Genomic DNA, 16,237 nt, shown 5'->3' on the forward strand with positions numbered 1-16,237 from the left:
CCGTCGGCACTTCAACGGGCGCCGGCCATAGACCATCGATGATCGAGATCGACCGACGCGACAGGCGTAAAGGTCGGCGGCAAATAACGGAGGAGACAGAACGATGACCCCGACGAAACGCAGGTTCCTGATCGCCGCCGCCTTCGGCACCCTGCTCGCGGCTGCCCCGGCCTTCGCCCAGGCGCCCTCGGGCAAGCTGGTGCTCTATACCTCACAGCCCGAGAAGGATGCCGCCCAGACCACCGCAGCCTTCAAGAAGGCCTACCCCAATGTCGAGATCGACATTTTCCGCTCCGGCACGACCGAGGTGATGGGCAAGCTCGCGGCCGAGATTTCCGCCGGCCAGCCCGGCGCGGACGTGTTGCTGATCGCGGACGCGGCGAGCATGGAAATCCTGAAGGCACAGAACCAGCTTCTCGCCTATCCCGGCGCGAAGACCGAAGGCCTGCTGGAAGGGTCCTTTGACAAGGACAAGAGCTATTTCGGCTCCAAGCTGATTACGACCGGGATCGCCTACAATACCGCCGCGAAGGAGAAACCGGCTTCCTGGGCCGATCTCGACAAGCCGGGCTACAAGGGACAGATCTCGATGCCGAGCCCGCTCTATTCGGGCGCTGCGGCGATCATGCTGTCGACGATGACGGCGCGTCCCGATCTCGGCTGGAAGCTGTTCGAGGGGCTGAGGGCCAACGAGGCCGTGGCGGTGCGCGGCAATGGCGCGGTGCTGCGCTCGGTCGCCACCGGCGAGAAGGCCTATGGCGTGCTGGTCGATTTCATGGCCTACAACGCCAAGAAGCAGGGTTCGCCGATCGACTTCGTTTTCCCGAAGGAGGGCGCCCCCGCCGTAACCGAGCCCGTCGCCATCGTGAAGACGACCAAGAACGTGGCTGCCGCCAAGGCCTTCGTCGACTTCATCCTCTCCGATGACGGCCAGAAGCTGGCGCTCGCCATGGGCTACATTCCGGCCAAGCCCAGCGTCGGCTCGCCGTCTTGGCTGCCGGAGGGCACCAAGATCAATGTGATGGCCTCGGACATCCCGGCCGTGGTCAAGGCGACGGAGGCCGACAAGGCCCGCTTCGCCACCATGTTCGGCAACTGAGCCGGCTGGGTGCGCATGTCCCTCGCTGATACCGCGACGCTTCGTACGCGCGTCGAGGAGGCGGGCCTTCTCTGGGGTCTCGTCGGTCTCGTCGCCGTACTGTCGCTGCTACCGATCGGGCGACTGGTCGTCGAGGGCTTCGCCCCTGGCGGCCAGCTCTCGACGACCGCGCTCGGCAAGGTGCTCGCCAGCCCGGCGACCTGGACTGCGACCTGGAACAGCCTCGTCACGGCGATAGCAGGCACCGTGCTCGCGGTCCTGATCGGCGGCGCGGTCGCGCTGATCGCGACGCTGACCGACATCCGCGCCCGCAACGCCTTCACTTTCTGCTTCGTCCTGCCGCTGATGATCGCGCCGCAGGTCACGGCTCTCGCCTGGCTGCAGCTCTTCGGCCCGTCGAGCACCCTGCTCAAGGTGATCGGACTGGCTCCGCCGCTCGGCAGCCGCAACCCGCTCTATTCGCGCGAAGGCATCATACTGCTGCTCGGCATCCAATATGCGCCACTGGTCTTTCTGACCCTGCGTGCGGGGCTTCGCGCTCTGCCCAAGGAACTGATCGAGGCCGGGCTTGCCGCCGGCGCCGGCCCGCTCACGGTGCTGCGCACCGTCGTGCTGCCGCTGATGACGCCGCCCCTCGTCGCCGGCATAGCGCTCTGCTTCGTCTCCTGCCTCGGCAATTTCGGCATACCGGCCTTCCTCGGCATCCCCGGCAACTTTCTGGTGTTGCCGACGCTGATCTATCAGCGCCTGGCCGGCCTCGGCCCTGGCGTGCTCTCCGAAGTCGCGATCCTCTCCCTGCTGATCGGCGCCATCGCGATGGCGGGCATCCTGCTGCAGGATTTCATGATGCGCCGTCGCGATTTCCGCATCACCACGACCTCCACCGCCGCGCGGCCCTTCGAGCTCGGCCGTTGGCGGGCGCCGGTCGAGATCCTGCTCTGGACCTTCGCGGTCCTCGTCCTGGCGCTGCCCTTCCTCGGCCTGCTGACGACGTCGCTGATCCCGGCCTTCGGCGTGCCGCTCAATGCAGCGACGGCGACGCTCGCCAATTATGCCTATGTGCTGATCGAGCACGCCGCCTCGAAGCGCGCCTTCGTCAACAGCTTCCTGATGTCGGCCGGGGCGGCGCTCGCCATCGTGCTGATCTGCGTGCCGCTCGGCTATTTCCTCGTCTGGAAGAAATCCCGGACCCTGCGCCTGCTGAACCTTGCCGCCGAGCTGCCCTATGCGATGCCGGGCGTCGTGCTCGCAATCGCCGCCATTCTGCTCTTCCTCAGACCGATCTTCGGTATCTCGCTTTACAACACCGTCTGGATCATCGTTTTCGCTTATCTCGCCCGTTTCCTCGTGCTTGGCCTGAGACCGGTCGTCAGCGGATATCTTCAGGTCGATCGCACACTGGAGGAGGCTGCACAGATTGCGGGTGCCAGCCTGCCGCGCCGCCTCGTCACGGTCATCTTTCCGTTGGTCGCCCCTGCCGCGGTCGCCGGAGCGCTGTTGATCTTCCTGACCGCCTTCAACGAACTCACCGTCTCCGCACTGCTCTGGTCGTCGGGGGCCGAGACGCTGGGCGTCGTGGTCTTCTCGTTCGAGCAGGGCGGTGATTCCACCTATGCCTCGGCGCTGGCGACGATCACCGTGCTCGTCACCGTCGGGCTGATGGCTTCCACCACCCTCTTCGCCCAGAGATTGCCCCAGGGAGTCCTGCCGTGGCGCGACTAACCATCGACCGGGCGCAGAAGCGCTTCGGCTCCTTTATCGCACTCGACGACGTCTCGATCGATGTCGCGGACGGCGAATTCCTCGCCGTGCTCGGCGCCTCTGGCTGCGGCAAGACCACGCTGCTGCGTCAGATCGCCGGTTTCGACAAGCTCGACGGCGGCTCGATACGCATCGGCGACCGGCTGGTCTCGTCAGCGGAATCCCATGTTCCGCCCGAGCACCGCAAGCTCGGTATCGTCTTCCAGTCCTATGCGCTCTGGCCGCATATGACGGTGGCGGAGAACGTCGCCTATGGACTCACCGTCGCCGGCGTGCGCGATCCCGAGCGGGCGCGCCGCGTCGCTTCAGCGCTCGAGCTCGTCGGCCTGAACGGCTTTGCCGAGCGCCGCCCCGGCATGCTCTCCGGCGGCCAGCGCCAGCGCGTCGCGCTCGCCCGGTGCCTCGTGACCGAGCCCTCGCTGGTGCTGCTCGACGAGCCTCTCGCCAATCTCGACGTGCATTTGCGCGCTTCGATGGAGGACGAGTTCGCCCGCTTCCACGAGCGCACGGGAACGACCATGGTCTACATCACCCACGACCAGGCCGAGGCGATGGCGCTGGCCGACCGCATCGCCGTGATGGACCGTGGCCGGCTGCTCCAGCTCGCTACGCCTTCCATGCTTTACCGGGAACCCGCGAACGCCCTCGTCGCCGGCTTCATCGGCGAGGGCATGGTCCTGCCGGCGGCGGTGCTCTCCGCGCCGCAGGCCGGCCGCTGCAAGGTCAGCGTGCTCGGCGTGGAGGCGGTAGTGCGCTGCCGGCCCGACCAGACCGTCACCGAACGGGCGAAGCTCTGCCTGCGTGCACGCGACATCGGCATCGCGCCCGCAGGAGACAGCGGCCTTTCCGCCGATGTCGAGCGGCTGTCCTATCAGGGCGGGTACTTTCGGCTCGAGGCACGGCCGGCCGCGAACGAAGGTGTCATCCTGCATCTCGACGCCGCCGAGCCGGCCCCGGCCCAGGCAGGCGAGGCGATCCGCATCGCCATCAATGACGGCTGGGTGATTCCGGAGCACGGCGTCACGGACAAGGCCGCATGACATCGGCCGTATGAGATCTGCGTATGAAACTGACCATTCATGGCGGCGTCGGCGAGAAGGGCCGCACCTGCATCGGCGTTGAGGAAGGCGGGACGCGTCTTCTGCTCGATGCTGGTGTCGACACCAGCGTGCCGCGAGGCCCTGGCTACTACCCTGCGATCAGCCCGTCCGAGCTCGAGCGCCTTGATGCGATCATCGTCACTCATGCCCATGAGGACCATGTCGCGGCACTGGGCTGGTGCCTCGCGCATGGCTTTATGGGCCGGATCCTGATGACGACCGAGAGTGCGGCTGAAGCCGACGCCACACTCGCCGCCTATGCGACGCCGCAAGAGCATGCGCTCGTGCGGATGGCCGCTATCGAGACCATCGCGCCCGGCCGGGAATTCGCCATCGGTCCGCTGACCATTCATACGGGCCGCAGCGGCCATGTCGTGGGCGGCGTCTGGTGCCATCTTTCCGCGGGCGGGCGCGGGCTTGTTTACTGCGGCGATGTCGTGCCGGCCAGCCCCGTCTTCGCGATGGACCCGCTGCCAGCCAGCGACCTGTTGCTCGTCGATGCGTCCTATGGTGCCGACAATGTCCCCGCCGCCGAGCGTGGCGCTGCCATCACGCGCTGGCTGGACCGCCATCCGCAAGGGAGTGTCTTGCCGACCCCGCTATCCGGCCGTTCAATCGAACTGATCGGGCTGATCGGGGGGCCGATCGCAATCCACCCTTCGATGCGAAACGCCCTTGCCGCACAGATCGCCGCCAGCGGCTGGCTGAAGCCCGGCATCGCCGAGGTTTTGTCGCACCGCCTCGCCGCTGCACTCCTCTGGGAAGAGGGGCAGCCGCTGCCTCCGGCCGCCCTGCTCTGTGACGACGGAATGGGGCTCGCAGGTCCCTCCAAGGCTGCGCTCCACCAGGCGGAGCGCGCGGGGCATCCTGTGCTGCTGACCGGCCATATCCCGAAAGGCAGCCCGGCCGATGCGTTGCGCGCTGCCGGAAAAGCCGATTGGCTGCGGTTCCCAACCCATCCCACGCTGCCGGAGAATGCCGCCATCGCCGCGGCCAACGGCGCCGGTCGCGTGCTCGCCCATTCCTGCGACGCCACAACTGCCCGCCATCTCGCCGCCACCATCCCCCGCCTCGTGGCCGACTTGAAGCCCGGCGACAAGATCGAGATCTGAGCCATGCGCATCCTCATCGCCAATGACGACGGCATCAACGCGGCCGGGATCGCTCTGCTCCGTCAGGCCGCCTCCCGCGTGGCGTCCGATATCTGGGTCGTCGCCCCCGAGCGGAAATGGACGGCAGCAAGCCACCATCTCTCCTTCGATCGCGACCTGACGCTGACCCGTCGCGAGCAGCAGGTCTACGCGTTGGACGGCACCCCGGCCGATTGCGTCGTCGCCGCCATGACCGTGCTGTTCCGCGATGGAGGCCGTCCCGATCTCGTCCTGTCCGGTGTCAACGACGGTCGCAACGCCGCCGAAGACGCCGCCTATTCCGGCACGCTTTCAATTGCGCGCGAGGCGAGCTTCTGGGACGTTCCGGCGATTGGATTCTCGCGTACCAAGGGCGGCGCATCCGAGGAACGGGATATCACGGCACTCGCCGCCCTGATCGAGAATCTCTGGCAGCGTCGCGCGCTCTGGAGCCGCGAGGGCGCCTATCTCAGCGTCAACCTGCCGAAAGACCTGCCGGCAGAGGCAGGCCTCGCCACGATTGGCCGCGACAAGATCGCAGGAGCGGCCGATGTAAAGTCAGATGATGGCGAGCGCATCATCTGGCGCATCCGGCGCGGCCGGCCTCATACGAGCCGGCCCGGCGACGAAAACAGCCTGATCGATTCGGGCCGGATCGCCATCGTCCGCCATTGCTGGATCGATGGGGCGCCGCTGCCTGACGGCTTCGCCGCCGGGCTCAACGCCGCGCTGTCCCCTGCCCCGGTCGCGACAGCTGAGCAATAGCGTCTTGGCGAGATCGTCTCGCCGGGCTCCTGTGAGTCCGCCAGAAAGCGCGGCGTCTCGAAACCACACTGGTGCAATGAAAAAACCCCGGGAAAACGGCAAGGCTAATCTGCAAGTCGGAGCGTTACCGCTTCGACGGACAGCCGCCGGTTCTTGGGAGGTTCTGCTCGTCACTACGCGTTCGACAAAACGCTGGACCGTGCCAAAGGGGTGGCCGATCAAGAGACTGAAAGCTCATGACGCGGCAGCAAGAGAGGCGCGTGAAGAGGCTGGCGCGGTTGGGCTGATGAAAAAGAAGGCCGTCGGGCGGTATCTCTATTGGAAGCGAATGGAAGCCGAATTCAGGCTCTGCAAAGTTCGCCTCTATCCCTTGCTTGTTACAGAGCAGTTGTCCCAGTGGCCCGAACAGGCACAGCGCCTGCGACATTGGTTTAGCCTGAAGGACGCGGCCGACCTTGTGGAAGAGCCGGGACTTAGAAAGGTGCTGGCTACGCTGAAGCTCTGATGCCAACCTAGCCAATGTTGCATCCGTCGGGCGCTTGGCGAGGCCGAATGCCGCATTCGCATAGGATGCACCGATGCGCGGCACGACAGGGCTTGGCCCATATTTTCATTCGTTGTTACTAGGGCTCGGAATCGAACTTCCCCCCATTGCCGGTGGAGCTATATGCCGACGCTCGGCCTCACCTCTCGCCAGAAACAGATTCTCGCCGTTGTGCAGGAAGTCGGCTTCACGACGATCGAGACTCTCGCAGCTCGCTTCGGCGTGTCGACCCAGACAATCAGGCGCGAAATCATCCGTCTGCAGGAACAGAATTATCTGCAACGCTTCCATGGCGGCGCCGGCCTGGCGTCGGGCGGCATCCGCTCGGCCTACGCCCAGAAACTCACCATTTCCCCCAAGGGCAAGCAGCGGATCGGAGCGGCTCTGGCGGACGTCGTTCCACCAGGCGCTTCGGTGTTCCTCGACGTTGGCACCACTGTAGAAGCCGCAGCCCGTGCATTGCTAGGGAAGCCGGGACTGCGTGTCGTGACCGCAAGTGTTTCGGTCGCACAGATCTTCTGCCAGGGCGGCGTGTTCGAGGTCGTGGTCACAGGCGGAATCACCCGCGGTGCCAACGGGTCCCTCGTTGGCCAGCAGGCCATCAGCATGATTGCGGGTTTCCGCTTCGACTATGCGATTCTCGGCGCCGGTGGTTTCGACGACGACGGTGCGCCGATGGACTTCGATCTCGAGAAGATTGCCGTTCGTCAGGCGGCGATGGCCCGGTCTCGTCAGACGGCCGTGCTCGCAGACCACAGCAAGTTCGGCCAAGTCGGCACCGCCAGGATCGCCGAGCCAGGCATGGTAGACCTGTTCGTCGTCGATGCCGCACCGACCGAGCCGCTACGCCAAGCCTGGCTCAAGAGCGGCAGTCGCTGGCTGGTCGCCTAGGAGGCGCAGTGGCATCTGAGTAGCCGGCAACCCTTGTCACGCTGATCGATATTGATCAGGATGGAAGAAATCTTACACGAGCGCTGTTCACAGGCGCCGCTTCCGGGGAGGTTGCCATGCTGCGCGTCAAAACCGCGTTCCTTTGCCTGTTCGCTCTTGGTGTCGGGCTCGCGGGCTCCGCGCAGGCGCAGGATTGTGCGAACCGCGGGACGCTCGATGCACGCTATTGCGACGCCAATCGCGACTTGCTCGCCGACACGCCGACCGATGCGGCGAAACAGAAAGACCCCGATACGCTGATCTTCTCCTACACGCCGGTCGAAGATCCGTCGGTCTACGAAAACGTCTTCGCCGACTTCCTCGCCCATCTGAGCAAGGTCACCGGCAAGAAGATCAAATGGTTCGGCGCCGAGTCCTATGCCGCGCAGGTCGAGGCGATGCGCTCCGGGCGCCTTCACATCGCGGGCGTCGCCAGTGGACCGACGCCGTTTGCGGTCAATCTCGCAGGCTTCGTGCCGATTGTCGCAATGGCGAAGAAGGACGATTCGATCGGCTACACGCTCCAGCTCATCGTGCCGAAGGATTCGCCGATCAAGAGCATCGCTGATCTCAAGGGCAAGCGCGTGGCCCATGTCGCGCCCTCGTCGAACTCCGGCGACACCGCGCCGCGCATCCTGTTCAAGGAGAAGGGCGTCGTACCCGGCAAGGACTACGAGGTCCTCTATTCGGGCAAGCACGACAACTCGATCATGGGCGTGGTCAACAAGGACTATGACGCGGCGCCGGTCGCCTCCAGCGTCGTCGAGCGTATGGCCGATCGCGGCATGTTCAAGCGCGACGACATCCGCATCGTCTATGAGTCGAGCCCGTTCCCGCGCACGGCCTTCGGTCTCGCCCATGACCTCAAGCCCGAGCTGCAGGCCAGGATCAAGCAGGCCTTCCTGACCTTCGACTTCCTTAATTCCGCGCTCGCCAAGGAGTTCAAGGACACCAAAGGCTTCAAGGAGCTCAGCTACAAGGACGCCTGGAGCGACATCATCCTGATCCAGAGCAACAGCGGCATCACCTATACCCAGGACGGCCTCTCGAAGCTGAAGGGCGATTGATGTCGGCGGCGTTCGGGGCGGCGGCAGGCAGCGGCGCGCCGCTGCTGGCCGTCGAGGGGCTGACCAAGGTCTATCCAACCGGCAAGAAGGCCCTCGGCGGGGTCGATGTCGTGATCGACAGGCCGCAGCTCGTGGCGGTGATCGGCTCCTCGGGGGCCGGCAAGAGCACGTTCATCCGCTGCATCAATCGGCTGGTCGAGCCGACTGCGGGCAGCGTGCGGCTCACCGGCGAGGATATCGTCGCGCTCGACCGGCGTGGCCTGCGCGCCGCACGGCGCCGCATCGGCATGATCTTCCAGGAATACAATCTGGTCGAGCGGCTCAGCGTCATGCAGAACGTGTTGTCGGGGCGGCTCGGCTATACCGGCCTCCTTGCCTCGTTGCGCTACCGCTTCCCGCCCGAGGACATCCAGGCGGCCTTCGCCCTGCTCGACCGCGTCGGCCTCGATGGCTACCACAACCAGCGGGCGGACGCGCTCTCCGGCGGGCAGCGCCAGCGTGTCGGCATCGCACGCGCCCTGATGCAGCGGCCGGACCTGCTGCTCCTCGACGAGCCAACCGCGAGCCTCGATCCCAAGACGTCGCGCCAGATCATGCGCCTCGTGCGCGAGCTCGTCGCGGAGCGCCAGACGCCGGCCATCATCAATATCCACGACGTCGCGCTCGCCCGCGCCCATGCCGACCGCATCATCGGCATGAAGGACGGGTTGGTCGTCTTTGATGCGGAGGCCCCGGCCCTGACCGATGCGGCGCTGACGCGAATCTATGGCGAGGAGGACTGGTCGAGCCCGACGGACGAGGAGGCCGAGACTTCTCCCGCGAGCGCTACGATGGCCCCGCTCGGCGCACTGTCATGACGGTGGCGGCAGCCTCCCATCCCAGCAAATGGCGTGCGCCCAGCATCTTTGGCAGCCCCGGCCGGCGGCTGGTATTCTGGATGCTGGTGGTTGCCTATCTGGTCTGGTCGCTCTCGACGCTCAATGTCGACACGGCCCGCATCCTCGCCGGCCTGCCGCGCGCCTGGACGATCCTCGCACGCATGGTTCCACCTGATTTCGGCCGCTGGCAGCTATTGCTGACCGGCATGGTCGAGAGCGTGCAGATCGCCATCGCCGCGACGATCATCGGCGCGGTGCTGTCGATCCCGATCGGCATCGCGGCCGCGGCCAATCTCTCGCCCCGGCCGCTCTATCTGCTGGCACGTGCCTTCATCGTCACGGGGCGGACCTTCCACGAGGTCATCATCGCGATCTTCTTCGTGAAGCTGTTCGGCTTCGGCCCGGTCGCCGGCTTGCTGACGCTCGCCTTCTCCTCGGCGATCTTCCTCGGCAAGATGCTGGCCGAGGATATCGAGAACATGAAGCCGGGCCCGGTCGAGGCGATCCGTGCCACCGGCGCAAGCTTCGGCCAGACCTTCTTCTACGCGGTCGTCCCGCAGGTCCTGGTCAAGACGCTGGGCGTGCTGATCTACCGGCTCGATTCCAACCTCCGGCATTCGACCGTGATCGGCATCGTCGGGGCCGGCGGCATCGGCCAGACGCTGTCGGCCTCGTTCTCGCGCTATGATTTCGACTTCGCCAGCGCGATCCTGCTGACGATCGCGGCGATGGTCGCCTTCGGCGAATGGTTCAGCGACTGGGCCAGGCGGAGGCTGAGATGACGGCGCATCAGCTCCCGCAGGACCGCGCGCCGATGCGCCGCTATCCCGACCAGTGGGAACGCTATTCGCTGCGCGAGCGCATCGTGCACTGGCTCTGGCTCGGCGGCATCGCGGTCGCTGCGGCGTGGTCGGTCTCGGCGCTCGACATCGAGTGGGCCTTCTTCGCCGATGCCCACGAGCAGGCGGCCGACCTGATCTCGCGGATGTGGCCGCCGCGCTGGTCCTATCTGCCGCGCATCGTCCAGCCGCTGATCGAGACGCTGCACATCGCGACGCTCGGCACGATGATCGCCATCGTCTTCGCGCTACCGGTCGCCTTCCTCGCGGCGCGCAACACCACCTACAACCAGGTGACCTGGCTCATCGGACGCTCCATGCTGGTGCTGTCCCGCTCGATCAACACGGTGATCTGGGGCCTCCTCTTCGTCGCGATCTTCGGGCCGGGGCCGGTCGCCGGCATCTGCGCGGTGGCGGCCCGCTCGATCGGCTTCATCGCCAAGCTCGTCGCCGAGGCGATCGAGGAGGTCGATGGCGGCCAGATCGAGGCGGTGGAATCGACCGGCGCAAGCACCTTGCAGGTCTATGGCATCGCGATCCTCCCGCAGATCCTGCCGGTGCTGATCGGCACCTCGATTTATCGCTGGGACATCAATGTGCGGGAGTCGAGCGTGCTCGGCTTCGTCGGCGCTGGCGGCATCGGGCTCCTGCTCTACGCCTCGATCAACCAATTCGCTTGGTCGCAGGCGATCGTGATCCTGATCGCCATCCTCGGCATCGTCATCATCAGCGAGGCGCTTTCGGCCTATGTCCGCTCTCGCATCGTCTGATCTGCATGGGCAGACAATCTTCGTGGAGGGCGTGGCGCAGCTGGCCAGGCGTTACGACGGTTTCCTGCTAGATCAGTGGGGGGTGCTGCACGACGGCGCTGCCGCTCACGAAGGAGCCGTGGCCTGCCTTCGGGCGCTCCGAGCAGCCGGCAAGCGCGTCATCATCCTCTCGAACTCGGGACGCGGAGGCAGCGAGAACGACGCGATCCTCGCCAGTATGGGCTTTCACCGCGACCTCTACGACGTTGTGGTTTCCGCCGGCGACGATGCCCGGGATGCGCTGTTGAGGCGTGATGAGCCCGGCTACCGAGACCTCGGCCAGCGTTGCCTGCCGCTCACGCGGCCCGGCGAGCAACATCTCGCCGACGGCCTGGGCCTCACCCTCGTGGAAGCCCCCGAGGAGGCGGATTTTCTCTTCACGCTCAGCATCGATGCCGAGAGGCAGTCGTCCGCCGGGTGGCGGCCCGTACTCGAACGAGCTCTGCGACTGGGGCTGCCGATGATCTGCGGCAACCCGGATCGCCACCGTATCCATCCGGGCGGGCGTCTGCTCGAGGCGCCCGGAGCAGTCGCTCTCGCCTATGAGCGGATGGGCGGGACGGTGCATTATCACGGCAAGCCGGAGGCGCGCATCTATCGCACCTGTCTGGAGCGGCTGGGATTGCCTCCCAGCCGCCTGCTCGCGATCGGGGACTCGCTCGAACACGACCTGGCCGGCGCGGCGCGCGCCGGCGTGGATTGCCTCTTCATCGCCGGCGGCATTCATCGCGACGAACTGAGCTGGAACGAAGGCAGCCAGGCGTTTCGGCGAAGCTGCGAGGACCTGTTCGCCCGCAACGCCGGCGCGCCGCGCTATTGCCTGCCGACATTCGCCTGGGAGCCGGACAGTGGAACAATGAGCAGTTCCGCCGGGCTCACCCCAACCAACAATACCTCGGAGGGAGATTCACAATGTTGACGCGCCGTTTCGTGATCGCCGCCGCGCTGGGCGCGGTGAGCCTGCCTGCAGTGGCCTTCGCCCAGACGTCGTCGGGCAAGGTCACGGTCGTGACCTCATTCTCGAAGGATGTCACGGATCCAATCAAGAAGGCGTTCGAGAAGGCGGTTCCGGGCGTCACGCTCGAAGTGCAGAACCGCAACACCAATGCCGGTGTGAAATATGTCGAGGAGACCAAGGCCAACAACCAGGTCGACCTGTTCTGGGCCTCGGCGCCCGACGCCTTCGAGGTGCTGAAGGGCAAGAAGCTGCTCACCGCCTACAAGCCCAAGGCGACCGGCATCCCCGACAAGATCGGCTCCTATCCGATCAACGATCCGCAGGGCTACTATTTCGGCTTTGCCGCCTCCGGCTACGGCATCATGTGGAACGACCGCTATGCCAAGGCCAACAAACTGCCCGAGCCCAAGGAGTGGCAGGACCTCGCCAAGCCGATCTTCTACGACCATGTCGCGATCGCGGCGCCGTCGCGCTCCGGAACGACCCACCTGACGATCGAGACGATCCTGCAGGGCGAGGGCTGGGACAAGGGCTGGCGCACCATCAAGGAGATGGCCGGCAATTTCCGCTCGATCAACGAGCGCTCCTTCGGCGTGCCCGAACAGGTCAATTCCGGCCAGGTCGGCGTCGGCATCGTCATCGACTTCTTCGCCTTCTCGGCCCAGGCCTCGGGCTTCCCGGTGAAGTTCGTCTATCCGAGCGTGACGACGGTGGTCCCGGCCAATGTCGGCATCGTCGCCAACCCGCCGAACAAGGCGGCTGCCGAAGCCTTCATCGAGTTCCTGCTCTCGCCCGCCGGCCAGGAGGTGCTGCTCGAGCCCGGCATCCGCCGCCTGCCGGTCAATCCCGCCGTCTATGCCAAGGCCGGCGTCGACTACCCGAACCCCTTCACCGATCCGCGCTTCCAGAAGATGATCGGCTTCGATGTCGACAAGTCGGAGCAGCGCACCGCGGTGGTCGACACCTTGTTCGACCAGTTGATCTCCTTCCAGCTCGATGCGCTGAAGGGCGTCAGCAAGGTGCTGCACGAGGTCGATGCGGCCCTGGCCAAGAAGCCGAACGACAAGGCCAAGGCGCTGGCCGAGGAAGCCCGCGTGCTGCTCGCCGCCATGCCGGTCAGCGAGGCGCAGGCCGCGAGCGCGGAGCTGCGCGGCGCCTTCACCGGCGCCAAGGAGAAGGGCGCCCGCCAGGCCGAGGTCGAGAGTCAGTGGGCGAGCTTCGCCCGCGACAACTACGCCAAGGCCAGGGCCAAGGCGGAGGAGGCTCTCAAGGCTGCGAAGTAAGCTCTCCCGCGCATGTCATCCCGAGCGCGCTGCGGCGCAGATGCGGGACCGCGTGACGAAGAGGCGCCTTTCCTGAAGACGGTCCCGTGTCTGCGCAGCGGCATTTTCATGCCGCGGCGCGCACGGGATGACAGCCCGCGCAGCGATCTCATGACAGCCAATCCGACCTCGGCTCCCCGCCCCCGTCGCATCGCCGGCACGCCCGGCCAGATCGCACTGGCGCTGGCGATCGCCGCCTTCCTCCTGATGTTCCTGGTGCTGCCGGTGGCGACGGTGATCTATGTCGCCTTCACCGAGAAGGGCACCTCGACCTTCACGCTGGTGAACTTCTACGACTTTGTCCGCACCGAGCTGTTCATGCGCTCGTTGTGGAACTCGTTCTATGTCTCTGCAATGTCGGTGGTCTGGGCCTCGGTCTTCGCCCTGCCGCTGGCTTATCTCACGACACGGTTCGTCTTCCGCGGCGCGGCCATCGTCCAGACACTCGGCTTCCTGCCGCTGATCATGCCGCCCTTCGTCGGGGCGGTGGCGATGCAGCTCTTCTTTGGCCGCAACGGTTCGATCAACCTGCTGCTCGACGACTGGTTCGGCTTCAAAATCGACTTCATGGAGGGGCTGAACGGCGTCATCTTCGTCCAATCCGTCCATTATTTCCCGTTCATCCTGATCAATCTCTCGGCGGCGCTCCGCAATGTCGACCGCGCCATGGAAGAGGCCGCGCAGAATCTCGGCTCCTCCGGTTTCCGGCTGTTTCGGCGGATCGTCTTCCCGCTCGCCATGCCGGGCTATCTCGCCGGCGCCTCGCTCGTCTTCGTCAAGGTCTTCGACGACCTCGCGACCCCGCTCCTGCTCAACGTCAAGGACATGCTGGCGCCGCAGGCCTATCTGCGGGTGACCTCGATCGGCATCGCCGACCCGATGGGTTATGTCATCTCGGTCGTTCTGATCGTCGCCTCGGTCACGGCGATGTGGCTCTCGGCAAGGGCGTTGAAGGGGCGCGATTACGCCACGACGCAGCGCGGCGGCGGCGGCCTCGCCAAGCGGGTGATGACGCCGATGGAGGCCGTGTTCGGCTACGGCATCGTCATCCTGATCCTCGCGCTAGTGCTGGCACCGCATCTGGGCCTGCTGCTGCTCTCCTTCGCGACGATCTGGTCCTATTCGCCCCTGCCCGACGCCTTCACGACGGCGCATTACGCCCGCGTCTTCGGCGAGAGCTCGGTCTACATCAAGAACACGCTGATCTACGCGACGATTGCCGGCGGCATCGACGTCGTGCTCGGCGTCGCCATCGCCTATCTCGTGCTGCGGACCAAGCTCGTCGGCCGCGAATGGCTAGACTGGATGGCGACTGCCGCGCTTGCGATCCCCGGCGTGGTGCTCGGCATCGGGTATCTCAGGACCTTCTACGGCATCACCCTGCCGGACGGGACGCCTCTCGCCGCGCTCTGGATCACCATCGTGATGGCGCTCGCCATCCGGCGCCTGCCCTATGCCCTGCGCGCCTGCTATGCGGCGCTCCAGCAGATCTCGGTCTCGCTCGAGGAAGCCGCCGAGAACCTGGGAGCTACCACGGCGCGCACGGTCCGGCGCATCGTCGTGCCGCTGATGGCTGGCGGCATCCTTGCCGGCTTCGTCACCTCGTTCTCGACGGCGGCCGTCGAGCTCTCGGCGACGCTGATGCTGGTGCAGTCCAATTCCGACGCGCCGCTGGCCTATGGGCTCTATGTCTTCATGCAGTCGGCGGCGGGGCGCGGCCCCGGTGCGGCGCTCGGCGTCGTCGCGGTGATCCTCGTCGCGGCCTGCACCTTCCTCTCCCATCTCATCATCGAACGCAGCCAGAAGGCCAAGGGAATGGGCCACTGATCATGAACGCGACCGTCTCCCTGACCACACCCGCCGTCTCAGTCGACATCGAAGGCGTCAACCTCTCCTACGGCACCAACCATGTGCTCAAGGACATCAACCTGGCGATCAAGCCTGGCGAGTTCTTCGCCTTCCTCGGCCCCTCCGGCTGCGGCAAGACCACGCTCTTGCGCCTGATCGCCGGCTTCAACCATGCCGATGCCGGCGAGGTCCGGGTCGGCGGCAAGCCCATCACCGACCTGCCGCCGTGGAAGCGCGACGTCGGCATGGTCTTCCAGTCCTATGCGCTGTGGCCACATATGACGGTGCGCCGCAACGTCGCCTTCGGGCTGGAGGAACGCGGCGTGAAGCGCGCCGAGGTCGAGCGTCGCGTCGAGGCGGCACTGGGCCTCGTCGGCCTCGCCCATCTCGCCGAGCGGCGGCCCTCGCAGCTCTCCGGCGGCCAGCAGCAGCGTGTCGCGGTCGCCCGTACCGTCGCGGTCGAGCCCAAGGTGCTGCTGCTCGACGAGCCGCTCTCCAATCTCGATGCCAAGATGCGGGTGCATGTACGCCGCGAATTGCGCGATCTGCAGCAGCGTCTCGGCCTGACCACGATCTTCGTCACCCACGACCAGGAGGAGGCAAACACGATCTGCGATCGGATCGCGGTCATGAATGACGGGATCGTCCAGCAGGTCGGGACGCCGATGGAGCTCTATGAGAATCCAGCCAATCTTTTCGTCGCGAATTTTCTCGGAAGCGCAAACATCCTCGATGGACGGACCACTGCCGACGGCCGAGGCTTCGAGCTTGCCGGAGGCCTCGTTCTGCCGGTTGGCCATGAGGTCGCTCCCGGCGCCAAGCTCGTCTTTCGCCCGCAGCATGCGACTCTGGCTGGGAGTGCCGACGGCATCTCGCTACCTGGCTCCGTAGCAGGGCGCGAATTCCTCGGGGCGAGCGTCCGATATCTCATCAGGGTTGGGGAAACGGAGGTGGCGGTGGATACACCGTTTCAATCCGGTCGCGAGATCTTCCAGATCGGGCAAGAGTTGACGGTTTCATTGTCCCGGACGTCACTTCTCTGGCTGAAGGAGTGACGACCCTTCTCAATCGGGAAGCCGCCAAAGCGGCGCCTGTGCGAGTTCGCCGGAATTTACTTGGGCACCTGACGTTGCCAAGCTCCGCAAAGGGCCGGTGATGCACCCGGTATTCCAGGCGCTGATGGACCT

Annotated in this window: 15 protein-coding genes; all 15 read left to right on the forward strand. The window is 65.7% G+C overall.

Annotated features, from left to right (window positions below; genetic code table 11):
• Positions 1 to 103 precede the first annotated feature (103 nt).
• The 15 genes from AC1DEZ_RS02070 (at position 104) to AC1DEZ_RS02140 (ending at position 16,105) form a co-directional block, all read left to right on the forward strand.
• Entirely contained in the window at positions 104 to 1,099 is a 996-nt protein-coding gene (locus AC1DEZ_RS02070) for an ABC transporter substrate-binding protein (RefSeq protein WP_441513188.1), read from the forward strand.
• 15 nt (positions 1,100 to 1,114) lie between these two features.
• On the forward strand, positions 1,115 to 2,821 hold the full coding sequence (locus AC1DEZ_RS02075; RefSeq protein WP_476778432.1) for an ABC transporter permease: 1,707 nt from the start codon (positions 1,115 to 1,117) through the stop codon (positions 2,819 to 2,821).
• Positions 2,809 to 3,900 (forward strand): ABC transporter ATP-binding protein, encoded by a 1,092-nt coding sequence (locus AC1DEZ_RS02080; RefSeq protein ID WP_476778433.1) that lies wholly within the window; start codon positions 2,809 to 2,811, stop codon positions 3,898 to 3,900. The genes AC1DEZ_RS02075 and AC1DEZ_RS02080 overlap by 13 nt, the downstream gene beginning before the upstream one ends.
• Before the next feature lie 23 nt (positions 3,901 to 3,923).
• On the forward strand, positions 3,924 to 5,072 hold the full coding sequence (locus AC1DEZ_RS02085) for an MBL fold metallo-hydrolase (protein ID WP_476778434.1): 1,149 nt from the start codon (positions 3,924 to 3,926) through the stop codon (positions 5,070 to 5,072).
• 3 nt (positions 5,073 to 5,075) lie between these two features.
• The gene (gene surE, locus AC1DEZ_RS02090) at positions 5,076 to 5,855 is read left to right on the forward strand and encodes a 5'/3'-nucleotidase SurE (protein ID WP_476778435.1); all 780 of its coding nucleotides are present in this window, start codon (positions 5,076 to 5,078) and stop codon (positions 5,853 to 5,855) included.
• A 76-nt stretch (positions 5,856 to 5,931) separates the two neighbouring features.
• Positions 5,932 to 6,360, forward strand: coding sequence for an NUDIX hydrolase (locus tag AC1DEZ_RS02095; protein ID WP_476778436.1), 429 nt, complete (start codon positions 5,932 to 5,934; stop codon positions 6,358 to 6,360).
• Between the two features lie 162 nt (positions 6,361 to 6,522).
• The gene (locus AC1DEZ_RS02100) at positions 6,523 to 7,290 is read left to right on the forward strand and encodes a DeoR/GlpR family DNA-binding transcription regulator (RefSeq protein WP_476778437.1); all 768 of its coding nucleotides are present in this window, start codon (positions 6,523 to 6,525) and stop codon (positions 7,288 to 7,290) included.
• Positions 7,291 to 7,406: 116 nt separating this feature from the next.
• Positions 7,407 to 8,396, forward strand: coding sequence for a phosphate/phosphite/phosphonate ABC transporter substrate-binding protein (gene phnD / locus AC1DEZ_RS02105; protein ID WP_441513181.1), 990 nt, complete (start codon positions 7,407 to 7,409; stop codon positions 8,394 to 8,396).
• A 41-nt stretch (positions 8,397 to 8,437) separates the two neighbouring features.
• The gene (gene phnC / locus AC1DEZ_RS02110) at positions 8,438 to 9,253 is read left to right on the forward strand and encodes a phosphonate ABC transporter ATP-binding protein (protein ID WP_476778768.1); all 816 of its coding nucleotides are present in this window, start codon (positions 8,438 to 8,440) and stop codon (positions 9,251 to 9,253) included.
• Complete coding sequence (gene phnE / locus AC1DEZ_RS02115; RefSeq protein WP_476778438.1) at positions 9,250 to 10,056, forward strand: phosphonate ABC transporter, permease protein PhnE; 807 nt, start codon at positions 9,250 to 9,252, stop codon at positions 10,054 to 10,056. The genes phnC and phnE (AC1DEZ_RS02115) overlap by 4 nt, the downstream gene beginning before the upstream one ends.
• Complete coding sequence (gene phnE, locus AC1DEZ_RS02120; RefSeq protein ID WP_476778439.1) at positions 10,053 to 10,883, forward strand: phosphonate ABC transporter, permease protein PhnE; 831 nt, start codon at positions 10,053 to 10,055, stop codon at positions 10,881 to 10,883. Before phnE (AC1DEZ_RS02115) ends, phnE (AC1DEZ_RS02120) begins: the two co-directional genes overlap by 4 nt.
• Positions 10,861 to 11,841 (forward strand): TIGR01459 family HAD-type hydrolase, encoded by a 981-nt coding sequence (locus AC1DEZ_RS02125; RefSeq protein WP_476778440.1) that lies wholly within the window; start codon positions 10,861 to 10,863, stop codon positions 11,839 to 11,841. Before phnE (AC1DEZ_RS02120) ends, AC1DEZ_RS02125 begins: the two co-directional genes overlap by 23 nt.
• Entirely contained in the window at positions 11,835 to 13,163 is a 1,329-nt protein-coding gene (locus AC1DEZ_RS02130) for an ABC transporter substrate-binding protein (RefSeq protein WP_476778441.1), read from the forward strand. Before AC1DEZ_RS02125 ends, AC1DEZ_RS02130 begins: the two co-directional genes overlap by 7 nt.
• Positions 13,164 to 13,313: 150 nt before the next feature.
• Positions 13,314 to 15,029 carry an ABC transporter permease gene (locus AC1DEZ_RS02135; RefSeq protein ID WP_476778442.1) on the forward strand — a complete coding sequence of 572 codons (1,716 nt, stop codon included), beginning with the start codon at positions 13,314 to 13,316 and terminating at the stop codon, positions 15,027 to 15,029.
• 2 nt (positions 15,030 to 15,031) lie between these two features.
• Positions 15,032 to 16,105, forward strand: a complete 1,074-nt coding sequence (locus AC1DEZ_RS02140) for an ABC transporter ATP-binding protein (protein ID WP_476778443.1) — start codon at positions 15,032 to 15,034, stop codon at positions 16,103 to 16,105.
• The last annotated feature ends 132 nt before the right edge of the window (positions 16,106 to 16,237 follow it).

The organism is Allobosea sp. 10L422, assembly GCF_056395345.1.

Coding starts and splice junctions, on each gene's coding strand:
- phnE (WP_476778438.1), top strand. CDS start 9,250: ATGACGGTGGCGGCAGCCTCCCATCCCAGCAAATGGCGTGCGCCCAGC.
- AC1DEZ_RS02100 (WP_476778437.1), top strand. CDS start 6,523: ATGCCGACGCTCGGCCTCACCTCTCGCCAGAAACAGATTCTCGCCGTT.
- AC1DEZ_RS02095 (WP_476778436.1), top strand. CDS start 5,932: ATGAAAAAACCCCGGGAAAACGGCAAGGCTAATCTGCAAGTCGGAGCG.
- AC1DEZ_RS02085 (WP_476778434.1), top strand. CDS start 3,924: ATGAAACTGACCATTCATGGCGGCGTCGGCGAGAAGGGCCGCACCTGC.
- AC1DEZ_RS02075 (WP_476778432.1), top strand. CDS start 1,115: ATGTCCCTCGCTGATACCGCGACGCTTCGTACGCGCGTCGAGGAGGCG.
- AC1DEZ_RS02125 (WP_476778440.1), top strand. CDS start 10,861: ATGTCCGCTCTCGCATCGTCTGATCTGCATGGGCAGACAATCTTCGTG.
- AC1DEZ_RS02130 (WP_476778441.1), top strand. CDS start 11,835: ATGTTGACGCGCCGTTTCGTGATCGCCGCCGCGCTGGGCGCGGTGAGC.
- surE (WP_476778435.1), top strand. CDS start 5,076: ATGCGCATCCTCATCGCCAATGACGACGGCATCAACGCGGCCGGGATC.
- phnE (WP_476778439.1), top strand. CDS start 10,053: ATGACGGCGCATCAGCTCCCGCAGGACCGCGCGCCGATGCGCCGCTAT.
- AC1DEZ_RS02070 (WP_441513188.1), top strand. CDS start 104: ATGACCCCGACGAAACGCAGGTTCCTGATCGCCGCCGCCTTCGGCACC.
- phnD (WP_441513181.1), top strand. CDS start 7,407: ATGCTGCGCGTCAAAACCGCGTTCCTTTGCCTGTTCGCTCTTGGTGTC.
- AC1DEZ_RS02140 (WP_476778443.1), top strand. CDS start 15,032: ATGAACGCGACCGTCTCCCTGACCACACCCGCCGTCTCAGTCGACATC.
- AC1DEZ_RS02135 (WP_476778442.1), top strand. CDS start 13,314: ATGACAGCCAATCCGACCTCGGCTCCCCGCCCCCGTCGCATCGCCGGC.